We start from the raw sequence: 12,234 nt of genomic DNA, 5'->3' as shown, positions 1-12,234 counted from the left end.
GCCAGGCCAACGGAAACCCCGACCCCGGCAAACCTAGCCAAGCACCCGGAGACTCCGGCTCCAACGGGCCCGGCCAGGCGGCTGGGCAATCCAGCCAGCCCGCCGGTGGCTCGTCCGCTGGCGGCTCCGACCAGCAAAGGGGCAACGCGGGCAAGGCCACCAGTGCGCCCAACGCCGGCAACGCCATCCAGCAGCCGAGGGACCCGGGCCAGCCGGCGAGCGGACCCGACGGCGGCGAACCTGGCGGAGCACCTGACAAGGGGCCGCCTCGCGGAGCAGGATCTCCACCTGATCGGTGAAGTTTCATGGCGCGGTTCCGGCGCCGGGGCGATCTGGCCTCCGGACGGCGGCACCCGCCCGCCGTGATGACCGTCGTCACATTCCTCAGGGCCGGCCGCGGGGGGTCGGGGCGTTCGCCTGGCGAGACCCGCTCGGCCGCGGGCCTGGCGTGGTCGTCTGCCTGGCCGGCCATGGCGGCTCCAGTGGTCGGTCCGGACCGGTCATCGACCGGACGGGTCCTCGAGACGGCACGTTTGTCGGACCCGCGGCGCATGCTGGGAAACCGGGCCGGACCCCTCGCGCGCCGCGTGGCGGTCCGGGGACTCACCGCTGTCTCGGGAGAAACGCAGGTATCAGGATGCGCAAGTGGCTGCCGCTGCTGACCGTCTGCCTCGGCACGTTCATGCTGCTCATCGACGTCACGATCGTGAACGTCGCGCTGCCCAGCATGGTCACCGATCTCGACGCGTCCTTCGGGGCGTTGCAGTGGGTCATCGACGCCTACGCCCTCGCGCTGGCGGCGCTGGTGCTCGGCGCCGGCTCGGTGGCCGACATCATCGGCCACCGGCGCACCTACGTCGCCGGCCTCGCGCTGTTCGCCGTCTCCTCGCTGCTGTGCGGCCTCGCGCCGGACCCGGGCCTGCTGGTCGCGGCCCGCGCGCTCCAGGGCGTCGGCGCCGCGGCCATGTTCGCGACCAACTTCCCGCTGCTCAACGCCTCCCACACCGGCCGGGACCGGGGCATCGCCTACGGCCTCTGGGGCGCGGTGGCGGGCGCGTCGTCCGCGATCGGGCCGATCGTCGGCGGGGTGCTCACCGAGTACATCTCCTGGCGGTGGATCTTCTTCGTCAACCTGCCGGTCAGCGCGGTCGCGATCGGGCTGGCGCTGACGAAGCTCGCCGACGCCCGCGCGCAGACGCGGGTCAGGGTGGACGTCCCCGGCATCGCCACGTTCACCGCCGCCGCGGCGAGCGCGACGTACGCCCTGATCAGGGCGAACGAGGACGGCTGGTCCGACCTCGGGGTCTGGGCGCTCCTCGGCGCGACCATCGTGCTGCTGGCGGTGTTCGTCCTGCTGGAGCGGCGCTCGGACCACCCGATGTTCGACCTCGCGCTGCTGCGCAACCGCTCGTTCGTCGGGGTGCTGATCGCCGGGCTGCTGATGACCTTCGCGGCCTTCTCCGCGTTCACCTACACGTCGATCTGGCTGCAGTCGGTGCTGGGCATGAGCCCGCTGGAGGCGGGCCTCACCGGCCTGCCACTGTCGATCACGGCGTTCTTCGTCTCGGCGCTGCTGGGCCGTTTCCTCCATGAGGCGCGGCCGGACCTGGTGATCGGCGGCGGGCTGGCGTTCATCGGCGTCGGCGGCGTGGTCGGCGCGCTGCTGGTGCACGGCTCGGCGAGCTGGCCGGCGCTGATCCCCGGCTTCGCGATCGTCGGCATCGGCGTGGGAATGGTGACGCCGATGCTGGGCTCGGTGTCGATGTCCCTGGTGCCGCTCCAGCGCACCGGCATGGCAGCCGGGGCGCTGAACACCACCCGTCAGCTCGGCTTCGCGTTCGGGATCGCGGCGATGGGCAGCGTCTTCGTCGCCCTCTCGCGGCACAGCCTGTCCGGCGACGGGGTTCCAGCCGACAGCGGAATCGCGCACGCCATCGCCGGCGGTCAGGCCGCCGAGGTGGTGCGGGCCGCCCCGGTGCTCGATCCGGCGGTGCACGCCGCGGCCGTCACCGGCGTCCAGGCGACCTTCGCGATGGCGGGAGCCATCGGCCTCGTCGCGACCGTCGCCGTCCTGGTGCTCATGCGCCCGACGAAGCCGGCCGCCGCGACAGCCGGCCGGCCCGGGCAACGCCCGGCGGTCCCGGCCAGTTCGTAGAAGGCTTCCGGCGGCCGCGCGCTCAAGCGGGCGGTGACGGCGGTGACACCGCCGCCCGCCGGGCCGGGCTGGTCAGGGGGCCTGGTCGGCGGGGACGGGCCGCTCCGGGGCGTCGGTCGGTTCGGGCGGGAGGATCGCCGGGACGACGCTGCGGCGCAGGTAGGCGCGCAGCTTCGTGTCGCTGGACGTGCGGTCGCTGTCGAAGATGAGCAGCGACAGCAGCCAGCGGATCAGCGTCTCGGTGATCTCGTCAAGCCGGGACTCCAGCGACGGGTCGTAGCTGGTGATCGGCTCGAGGATGCTCCGGGCGATCTCCAGCGAGTTCTCAGACAGCGCCTGGTTCGCCGCCCACGCGTCGGCCGGGGCCTGGCTGATCGGGTGCAGCGCCGGTTCGGCGCGGAACTCCCGGCGCGCGGCGATCAGGGCCTCCACCGCGAAGTCACCGGCCGTCTTCGACCGGCGGCGGGCCGCCGCGACGACCCGCTCGGCGATCGACCGGCCCGCCTGCTCCAGCGCGAGCGAGACCAGCGCCTCGCGGGTCTCGAAATAGGCGTAGACGGTCGGCCGGGAGACGCCCGCGATGGTCGCGATCGCGCTGATCGAGGTGCGTTCCAGCCCGTGCCGCCGGATACAGGTCACCGTGGCATCGATGATCTTTTCCCGGGCGGACTCGGCCTGGGCCGCCGGCGACCGCCCGGACCAGGGAGCCCGTCGGACCTGCCGCGGCTGCGCGTCAGCCGCGCGCTCGCGGATCGGTTCCACCGTGCTCCCTCACCTAGTACGTGTCGGCCGCGTGATACGCGTCAGTCTGGACGCGATGAGCCTGCCGCGCGACGTGACATGATATTGCCAAGCAGATCCACAGCCTATCCGCCTGGCTCATCGGGAGGGACAGCTCACGGGTCGAGGAGTATCCGAAATCGACGACAGGAACCGCCGCGCGGCAACAAACACCTGAGGATGTGCCGCGCCGGTCCCGCCGGCAAGCGCAAAACGCCCATTTACCCCAGGCCGTCGGGGTTACCGCCGAGCCCGGGCCGCGGTTACAGGTTCACGCCCACCGGCTTGACCGGAGTGAAGGTGATCTTGAGTGACTCGTAGCCGCTGACGAAGTTCGCCGGCCGCAGCGCCGGCTCCTCGGGAACGACCAGGTCGAGGTCCGGCAGCCGATCGAGCAGCGTCTCGAAGATCACGTTCAGCTCGAGGCGGGCCAGCGAGTTGCCGAGGCAGAAATGCGTGCCGAGGCCGAAGGCAAGGTGATCGTTCGGGCTGCGGGTGATGTCGAACCGGAACGGGTCGGCGAAGACTTCCTCGTCCCGGTTCGCGGACGGGTACAGCATCAGCACCTTCTCGCCCGCGCGAAGCTCCTTGCCGCGCAACGTCGTGTCCTGGGTGACGGTGCGGGACATGTTCCGGATCGGGCTGACCCAGCGGAGCATCTCCTCGACGGCCGTCGGCAGCAGGCCGCGGTCGGCGCGCAGCCGCTCCCAGTTGTCGCGGTCCGCGAGCAGCTGGTAGAGCCCGCCGGTGATGACGTGCCGGGTGGTCTCGTCGCCGCCGATCAGCAGGAGCAGCGACTCGTAGAGCATCGACTCGTCGTCGAGCCGGTCGCCGTCGACCTCGGCGTGCGCCAGGATGCTGAGCAGGTCGTCGCGCGGGCAGGCGCGCCGGTCGGCCAGCACCCCGGTGAAGTACTCGTTGTACTCGAGCGCGGCCGTCGTCATCTTCTCGATGGCCTCGGCGTTGTCGGGCTGGCCCTGGCCGCGCATCATGTCGTCCGACCAGCGCAGCAGGTCGCGGTGGTTCTCCGGCCTGGCGCCGATCATGTCGCCGATGACGATGAGCGGAAGCCACGCCGCGACGTCCCAGACGAAGTCGCACTCCCCGCGCTCGCAGACCCGGTCGACCAGCGCCTGGGAGATCTGCTCGATCCGGGCTCGCTGATCCTGGACGCGCCGCGGCGTGAAGCCCTTGTTGAGCAGCTTGCGGCGCCGCCAGTGCGCCGGGTCGTCCATCTCGATCATCATCGGGAAGCCGCTGACATCCGGCCGGAAGCCCCCGGCGCTGGAGTAGATCTCCGGGTGCCTGGAGACCTCGCGCACGTCCGAGTACTTCGAGACGCCCCAGATCTCGCCCACCGGGTCCCAGTGGACCGGGTCGTGCTCCCGCAGCCAGGTCAGCCCACGGTGGGGATCGTCCCCCCAGAAGTCGCCGCTGACGATCCGCGTGTCCGGCTTCTCTCCCAGAACTTGCTCGACCACGTCGTCCATCGCGACGTCATCGCCTACGTCGGTCGCCATCGTTCACTCCCGGTGGTCGGCGGTGCGGACGGTCGAAGTTTTACACAAGACACAGCGACTGACAACTACGTCCAATACCGACCCTGGCAAGTGCGTCACCCGCGGGGCCGCCGGGAAACGTCCATGGGCGCCCGCGTTCCCCGACGGCTGGCTGACGACCGTCGAGGGGAACCAGCGGGGCTTTCCCCGGCCGGGTGGGGCACCAGCCCTCAGCTCCAGCCAAGGGTGCGGTGAGCGAACGCCCGGCTTCGTGGTGTTATGGGCGCGGGATCATCCACCAGGCACCGGTGAGAGGGACACGATGCAGTGGCGGCCAGAACCCGAACGAAGCCCGGAAGCCGACGCGTCTGGCCGGGCTCGGCCCCCGGTACCGGCCGACGTGCTCGACGCGCTCGCCTCCGCGGTCGCCAGGGTGATGCCGTCCCTGGCGGCGCGCGTCCCGTCGGCGCCGGCGGCGACTCTCGGCCGGCTCGGCATCGCCTCGGAACCAGGCGGCCCCGCCGGGCGGGCGACGTACACCGGCCACTACGTCGGGAGTGAACCGCGGCCGACGCCTCCCCGGCGACCAGCCGGTTACCCCCCCGGCGGCTTCCAAGTGGCTCCGGTGGGCGTGATAAGGACGGAGATAACCACGCCACTGCCACTGCCACTGCCGCCGCCTCCCCAGTCACCACCGCCGCTTCCACCGCGACCGGCTCCGCCCCCGTCCCCGCCGCCGGTTCCACCGCCGCCGGTTCCACCGCCGCCGGTTCCGCCGCCGCCCGTCCGGCCGGTCGCGCCTCCCCAGCCCGCCCCGACACCCGGCCAGCCCCACGCGTTCTTCGTGCCGCCCCACCCGGCCGGGCCGGCCGAGTCCCCCGTGCTGCGGACGCTGCGCCGGCTCGACTCGACCCTGAACGCGCGCCTGCTGGGCGCGCTGGAGCTGGCGGTCGGCGACCTGCGGGTGGAGGGCGTCCCGGCCGGTCTGACGGCGGGCATCCCGGCGGCACCCCACGGGCACCAGTCGGCAATCACCTTCAGCGGGGACCACGCGGAGCTGGCCAACGCCGTGACCCTGCTGGACCAGCTTCGCTGGGGCGCGACGACGGTGGTCGTCGAACTGGTCCGGGCGCTGGGCACCCACCCCACCATCGCCGCGCTGTTCGACCCACCCCCTGCCCGCCTGGAACCCCCAACGGACGTGCCGCTCTCGACGACCCCGGCCACGCCGGCCGGTGCCGCCGCCGAGAGTGCTGTCGCGGCGCGGCACGGCGCGGCATACCTTGCGCTGGGGGTGGCGACCGCCGCGGCGGTGCTGGCGGAGCTGCCCCTGCCGGCGGCGGTTCCCTGGGCTCCCGCCATCATCGGCGTCGGGCTGGGCGCGGGCGCGGGCGTGCTGGCCGAGACCCCGATGCCCGCCGACTACGCGGCCGCCGCCCTGGCCAAACGCCGAGCCGAGTACATCCTGCCGCGCAGGTCCTTCAGCCAGGTCGAGCCGGTGGAGCACTGCTTCGGCCTGGTCGAGGACCACCTGCCCGGACCGGCGCCGGCGGCGTTCGCCGGCAACGGGCTGGTCAGCGTGGTACCGGGCGGGGCGCTGATCCGGACCGGGACGGCCGAAGCCGCCGTCTCCGTCAGCCTCGAGATCCTCGGCGGCCCGCCTCCGGAGGTCGAGGTCGCCGGCTGGGACGAGGTGGTCGAGGTGAGCTGGACGGCCGTGAACGGGTCCGCGGCCGTCCAGGGCCGGGCGCCCAACAGCGCCCGGAACCTGTTCCCCGGCGCCGGTGCCGGTCTGGCACCGCCCTGGCCGGGCGAGTTCCGGCTGCGGGTGCACGCGGCCGGCCGGGATGACGCCGAGGACCCGGACACCGCCGGGGACGCCCGCCACGGCGACGGCGAGTCGTACCACCTCGTCGTCTGGAGCGCGCCCGCCGGCCCGGAGGTCGTGCACCACGCGTCCGACCGGCTGGGGCATCGCCTGCGCGGCCAGCCGGAGCCGCCGCCGCGGGCCACGCCGGAGAAGGCTTATCGATGGGTGCGGAGAAGCTCGCTGGTGGAGGCGGCCACGATCACGGTCGTGCGCGGCACGACGGACACCGCCGCCGTCGTGCGCGCGTTCGGCGCCGACCCGGCGGCGCCGCGCCTGCTGCGGGAGGTACACGGCACCTATGACCCCGCCGTGTACGCGGTGGCCGTGCTCGCCGTGGACGGCGCGGTGGTGGCGATCGAGGACAACGGCTTCGAGGGCAGCAGGCCGGAGACGCTGCGGGCGCTGTCCCAGTACGGCCGGGTGGGCAGCATGTTCTGGAATGTCAATGCCCTGACCCAGCTGTCGCTGGCCGAAGGCGGCGAGATCCTCGCCCGCTTCGAGCCCGGCTTTGAGAGGACGGCACTGCCAGCAGCCGTCGTGCCGTTCTTCGACGGCCTGGTACTCACCGGCTTCCGCGACAAGATCGCCAAATGCCTGGTGGTCGTCGAACGGTTCACCGGTCTGCCGGTCCGGCCCGAGCACCTGGCGCGGATCGAGAAGGCCGGCATCGCCTACGTGATCCGCGAGATGTGACCGCGCGGAGTCCCACCGCCGCACGGCTCAGCCGCGATTCCCGTCAGCGCGGTTCCCGGTGATCCACCGGGAACCGCGCGGGCCTGCCGTCCGGGGCGCGGTTACGTCCGTTTGGCCTGCGAACGGCCCTGGTATCCGATATCCATAGGATCTGGTGCTCAGCGTCACCGCCATCCCGGGGGCCCGCGGTCCGGGGCGCGGCGGCGGCCTCGCTCTGACTTCCGAGAGGACTCCGTGCCAGACAGTGACAGCCACCGCGACGCTCTCGACACCGCCTTGGTCAGGGCGGGGATCGACGTCAAGGTGCCGAGCATCGCCCGGGTCTACGACGCGCTGCTCGACGGCAAGGACAACTTCCCGGCCGACCGCGCCGTCCACGACCAGCTCATCCAGGTGATCCCGGACGGCAAGACGGCCGCGCGGTACAACCGCCAGGCGCTGCGACGGGGCGTCGAGTTCATGGTGGAGCGCGGCATCCGGCAGTTCCTCGACCTCGGGTCCGGGCTCCCGACCGCCGAGAACACCCACCAGGTCGCGCAGCGGATCGCGCCCGATTCCAAGGTCGCCTACGTCGACATCGACCCGATCGTGCTGGCGCACGGCCGGGCGCTGCTCGCGGAGAACGAGAACACCACGGTCGTCACCGCGGACTTCACCCGCCCCGACGAGGTCCTGAGCAACCCCGACGTGACCGCGCTCATCGATCTTTCGAAGCCGGTCGGGGTGCTGATGCTCGCGGTCGTCCACCATGTGCACGACGACGAGGACCCGGCCGGCCTGGTCCGCTCCTACGTCGACCGGCTGGCCTCCGGCAGCTATATGTTCGTCACCCACTTCGTCGATCACGGCGTGGAGACCAAGCCCATCGAGCAGGTGCTGCTCAACGAGCTGACGAGGGGACGGTTCCGGTCCCTCGACGAGATCACGTCCTACTTCGGCGGGCTGGAACTGGTCGAGCCGGGCGTCGTCTACAACCCGCTGTGGCAGCCGACGGAGCCGGTCTCCGAGCCGTACCCGCTCGCGGTCCGCCTGGTCGCGGGTGGGATCGGCCGCAAGCCGTAGCAGGACCTTGTCGGTCGCGCGCCGGGCAAGGCCACTGGCGCGGCCGCCAGCGCGAGACGGCCGATCGTTCACGCCGGTGACTCGCGCGGGCCAGCACCCGGAGACCGAGGCCGCGCGCTTCCGGGGCGTCCCTACGCGCGGGGGTCGGGCTGGGTCGAGTCGAGGAAGGCGAGCAGGCGGGCGTTGACGTCGACGCCGGTGCCGCGCTGGAAACCGGGGCCGTGACCGACGCCGGGCAGGATGTCGGCGTGGCCGTTCGGCATCAGCTCGATCCGCGCCTGGGCGCGCCTTGGGTGCAGCAGCGGGCTGCGCTCGCCGAGGAGCGCGAGGGTCGGCGTCCGGATCGACCGCAGGTCGTCGTCGGTGAGCGGCAGCGGCGCGGGCCGGCGGGTCCGGAACGCGCGGGCGCCGGTGAGCAGGACCTTCTTGAGCTCCGGTACCTCCAGGACCGGGTTGTCCAACCACACCGCCAACCGCCGGCGCAGCGGCGCGGGCGCCAGCCCGGCGAGGCCGTTGAGGTACATCAGCCAGATGAAGCGAAGGCCGACCTTCTCCAGGCCGCCCGGGTCGAGGGCCGTCACGCTGATCAGCCGCTCGGGCCGGTGCAGCGCCTGGTTGAGGACCAGCCAGCCGCCGTAGGAGTGCCCGACGAGATGCGCCCGGTCGATGTCGAGGCCGGCGAGGACCTGGTCGAGCCAGGCGGCGCTGGTGGCCGGCTCGTGGATGGGCACGCGGGCGACGCCGCGGCCCGGGTCGCCGAGCGTGTCGAGCGCGATCACCGGGTGCCGCGCGCCGAGCGCGGCGACGAAGGGATACCACTGGACGGCGTTCGAGTTCGCGCCGTGCAGCAGCACCACCGGGTCGCCGCCGGCGTCGCCGTCACCGGCGTCCGTCGGCCCGAATCGGTGCGCATGGGTGGTACCGAACTCGGTCTCGACGTCGTCCTCGGCCCAGGGCGTTGGCCACAGCGCGGCGAAGGCGGCGTCATAGGCCGCGAGGAACTTCGCGCGCAGGGCCTCGCTACGGAACCGGCCGGCCTCGGGGTTCTCGACAGTTTTCATGGTACGTTCGTACCACGAAAGGGAGCGATGCCAAAACGAGTCGACCACGACGTCCGGCGGCGGGAGATCGCCGACGCGTTGCTGCGGGTGGCCGCCGGCCGCGGGCTGCACGCCGCCGGCTTCCGGGAGGTGGCGGCGGAGGCCGGCGTGTCCGTCCGCCTCGTGCAGTACTACTTCGAGACCAAGGAGCAGCTGCTCCTGTTCGGCCTGCGCAGGGTCGGCGAGCAGTTCGGCCAGCGGGTCGCCGCCCGCCTCGCGGCCTCGGCTCCGCCCCCGTCTCCGGGCGCCGCCGGGCCGGACGCCACTGGGCCGGACTCGACCAAGCCGGACTCGACCAAGCCGGGCACCACCAAACCGGGCACGACAAAGCCGGACACGACCGAGCCGCGCGACGGCGATCCGGCGGCGCCGGAGCAGGAGCCAACGTCGGCGCTGACGCCCGCGCCGGAGCAGGAGCAGGAGCAGGAGCCAACGAGAGACCGGCTCGAACGGATTCTCCTGGCCACGCTGCCGCTGGACGACGAGAGCAGGCCGCTCTATCTCGTCTACAACCAGTACTTCGCGCTGGCGCTCACCGAGCCCGCCCTCGCGGCGCAGCCCTACACGAGCGACGTGGGCGCGCTCGACGCCTGGCTGGTCGACCAGCTACGCGCCTGCCAGGCACGCGGGCAGCTCGCGCCGACCGCCGTGCTCGCCGACGAGGCGACCGCCCTGCTGGCGCTGACCACCGGCCTCGGCAACGCCGTCCTCGCCGGCACCCGGTCCCCCGGCGACGCCCGCCGCGTCCTCGCCCGCCACCTCGACCGGCTCCTCGGCCCGTCAGCCGGGGGCGCGCGACCAGCGATATGAGGCACCCGCGGACGTGATCCGTGGGCAGGCGCCACGCCGGACGCGCGCCGCCCGTCGCGTCCGACCCGCCCTTCCGGTCGCCGACCGCGCGGGGCAGGCCGGTGGTGTCCCCGCGCGGTCGTGCCGTCCTGTCCGACACCACGGCCAGGCCTGTCCGACACCAGAGTCACCCTGAGCGCCAGTCCGTGACCCGGAGGTCTGACAGAACGGACACGACGACTCGGCCGCGGCTCCGCCACGCGCCGGGGTGGGCGCGGGGCCTCGCGGGGCGTCAGGTGGGGGGCTGGGCGGGGCCGCCGAAGTAGCTGGACTCGACGAGCTCGGGGTGGGCGGCCAGGTGGGCGGCGTCCTCGTGCAGGGCGACCCGGCCGCGGTCGAGGACGTAGGCGCGGTCGGCGACCCGCAGCGCGAGCGAGACGTGCTGCTCCACGAGCAGCACGCCGAGGCCCGTCTCGTCCGCGACCCGGCGCAGCGCGGCGAGCAGCGGCGGCACGATGCCCGGCGCGAGCCCGAACGAGAACTCGTCGACCAGCAGCAGCGCGGGTCTGCGGACCAGCGCGAGCGCGAGCGCCAGCTGCTGGCGCTCGCCGCCGGACAGGGCGCCGGCGTGGCGGCCGAGCAGCCCGCCCAGCGCCGGGAACAGGTCGAGCACCGCGGCGATCCGCTCGCCTGCCCGGTCCGAGCCGAACGCCCCGGCCGCCCCGGCGGGAGACGAGCCCGGTTCCGGAAGGGAGCCGGCGGCGGGGCGCGGCGCCTGGGTGGCGCCGCGCGGGGCCGGGTGGCGGACGGCGAGACGCAGGTTCTCCCGCACGGTCAGGGTCGGGACCGAGCCGTGCCCCTGCGGCACGACCGCGAGCCCCCGCCTGGCCAGCTTGTCCGGCGTCGTCCGCCTGGTCGGCGCGCCGAGCAGGGTGATGGTGCCCGCGACCGGCGGCAGCTGGCCCGCGATCATGCGGATGAGCGTCGTCTTGCCCGCCCCGTTCGGGCCGAGCAGGGCGACGATCTCGCCGGCCTCGACGGACAGCGACACCTCGCGCACCACCGGGGCGCCGGCAGGGACGCCGCCGCCGGCCAGCGCCAGCACCCCTCGCCGTCGGCCGCCGTAACGGCCGGTGACCGACTCCACGGACAGCAGCGCCGGTGCCACGGCGTTCGCGGCGGCCGAGCCGGGCCTGGCCGGGGTCGTGTCGCCGGTGGGCGCCCGCCGGGGGCGCGGCGCGGCGGCGGCGCCGCCGCCGTCCGGCCCGGTGCCGAGGTAGGCGGTCCGCACGGCCGGGTGCACCCGGACCTGCTCCGGCGGGCCCTGCGCCACCACCCGGCCACCGTCGAGCACCACCACCTCGTCGCAGACCGCGAAGACGAGCTCGACGTCGTGGTCGACCAGCAGCACGCCGATCCCGGCGGCGGCCAGCGCGCGCATCCGGGCGGCCAGCGCGGACCGGCCGGGCGCGTCCAGGCCGGCCGCCGGCTCGTCGAGCAGCACGACCCGCGGCGTCCCGGCGAGCGCCCGGCCGAAGGCGAGGGCGGCCCGCTCGTCGTGGGTCAGCGTGTCCGGCAGCCGGGTCGCGACCGCGGCCAGGTCGACGCCGCCGCGCCGCGCGGTCGCGGCGCGGGCCAGCCCGCCGGTGATGGCCGAGCCGACGGCCAGCGGGCCGGTCGTGGGCCCGATGACGATGGGCCCCGTGCTGGCGGGGCCGACGGTGGCCGCGACCGCCGCGGCCACCGTGCCCGGCCCGCCGGCTCCGGCGGAGCCGGGCGCACCGGCCGGGCCGGGCCGGGCCGCCGCGGCCGGGCCGCCGGCCACGGCCAGGTTCTCGGCGACGGAGAGGTCCTCGAACAGCTCCAGCGACTGGAAGGTCCTGGCGAGGCCGCGCCGGTACCGCTCGTGTGCCGGGAGGGAGTCGATCCGGGCGCCGTCGAGCAGGATCGTGCCGTCGCGGTCGGACCCGGGCACGAATCCGGTGATGGCGTCGATCAAGGTGGTCTTGCCGGCGCCGTTCGGCCCGATCAGACCGATGATCGCGCCGGCCTGGACGGTGAACGACACGTCCTCGACGACGGCGGAGCGCCCATACCGGACGGTCAGCCCGTCGACGACCAGCCCACGCTCGGTCATGAGCGCCCCCCTGCTCGCCAGCGGCCCGGTCACCGGCCCTCCCCCTCCGCCGTCGGCCCGCCGGCCGCCCCGCCGCCGGTCGCCCCACCGCCGCCGGCCACCCCGCTCTCGGGCCGGGGTCCCGCCGGGCGCGCCGGGCCGTCCGGCGG

At 74.0% G+C, this 12,234-nt stretch carries 8 protein-coding genes and 1 pseudogene; 5 read left to right on the top strand and 4 right to left on the bottom strand.

Annotated features, from left to right (window positions below; all coding sequences use genetic code 11):
* Window positions 1–637 precede the first annotated feature (637 nt).
* Window positions 638–2,155, top strand: a complete 1,518-nt coding sequence (locus tag I6A81_RS35215; RefSeq protein WP_203001487.1) for an MFS transporter — start codon at window positions 638–640, stop codon at window positions 2,153–2,155.
* A 72-nt stretch (window positions 2,156–2,227) separates the two neighbouring features.
* Here the strand turns inward: I6A81_RS35215 and I6A81_RS35210 are convergent, their stop codons facing one another.
* Window positions 2,228–2,917 carry a TetR/AcrR family transcriptional regulator gene (locus I6A81_RS35210; RefSeq protein ID WP_203001489.1) on the bottom strand — a complete coding sequence of 230 codons (690 nt, stop codon included), beginning with the start codon at window positions 2,915–2,917 and terminating at the stop codon, window positions 2,228–2,230.
* Window positions 2,918–3,198: 281 nt separating this feature from the next.
* Window positions 3,199–4,455 carry a cytochrome P450 gene (locus I6A81_RS35205; protein ID WP_238428564.1) on the bottom strand — a complete coding sequence of 419 codons (1,257 nt, stop codon included), beginning with the start codon at window positions 4,453–4,455 and terminating at the stop codon, window positions 3,199–3,201.
* A gap of 823 nt (window positions 4,456–5,278) precedes the next feature.
* On the opposite strand from I6A81_RS35205, the gene I6A81_RS35200 reads away from it, so the two are divergent.
* Together I6A81_RS35200 and I6A81_RS35195 are read left to right on the top strand one after the other, a co-directional pair.
* Complete coding sequence (locus tag I6A81_RS35200; RefSeq protein ID WP_203001490.1) at window positions 5,279–6,997, top strand: DUF6461 domain-containing protein; 1,719 nt, start codon at window positions 5,279–5,281, stop codon at window positions 6,995–6,997.
* Window positions 6,998–7,231: 234 nt separating this feature from the next.
* Window positions 7,232–8,059 carry an SAM-dependent methyltransferase gene (locus I6A81_RS35195; protein ID WP_203001492.1) on the top strand — a complete coding sequence of 276 codons (828 nt, stop codon included), beginning with the start codon at window positions 7,232–7,234 and terminating at the stop codon, window positions 8,057–8,059.
* Between the two features lie 131 nt (window positions 8,060–8,190).
* Here I6A81_RS35195 and I6A81_RS35190 read toward each other — a convergent pair whose 3' ends face one another.
* Window positions 8,191–9,120 (bottom strand): alpha/beta fold hydrolase, encoded by a 930-nt coding sequence (locus I6A81_RS35190; protein ID WP_203001494.1) that lies wholly within the window; start codon window positions 9,118–9,120, stop codon window positions 8,191–8,193.
* Between the two features lie 27 nt (window positions 9,121–9,147).
* Here I6A81_RS35190 and I6A81_RS46430 point away from each other — a divergent pair.
* Together I6A81_RS46430 and I6A81_RS46425 are read left to right on the top strand one after the other, a co-directional pair.
* A pseudogene (locus tag I6A81_RS46430) lies at window positions 9,148–9,402 on the top strand (TetR/AcrR family transcriptional regulator); the annotation flags it as partial.
* A 150-nt stretch (window positions 9,403–9,552) separates the two neighbouring features.
* Window positions 9,553–9,969, top strand: a complete 417-nt coding sequence (locus I6A81_RS46425) for a TetR family transcriptional regulator C-terminal domain-containing protein (RefSeq protein WP_407661431.1) — start codon at window positions 9,553–9,555, stop codon at window positions 9,967–9,969.
* 271 nt (window positions 9,970–10,240) lie between these two features.
* Here the strand turns inward: I6A81_RS46425 and I6A81_RS35180 are convergent, their stop codons facing one another.
* The gene (locus I6A81_RS35180; protein ID WP_238441587.1) at window positions 10,241–12,085 is read right to left on the bottom strand and encodes an ATP-binding cassette domain-containing protein; all 1,845 of its coding nucleotides are present in this window, start codon (window positions 12,083–12,085) and stop codon (window positions 10,241–10,243) included.
* Between the last annotated feature and the right edge of the window lie 149 nt (window positions 12,086–12,234).

Origin of the sequence: Frankia nepalensis, assembly GCF_016786325.1 — a bacterium.
GTDB lineage: Bacteria > Actinomycetota > Actinomycetes > Frankiales > Frankiaceae > Pseudofrankia > Pseudofrankia nepalensis.
The sequence above is the reverse complement of the archived record's forward strand: the minus strand, read 5'-3'. Positions and strand labels throughout refer to the sequence as shown.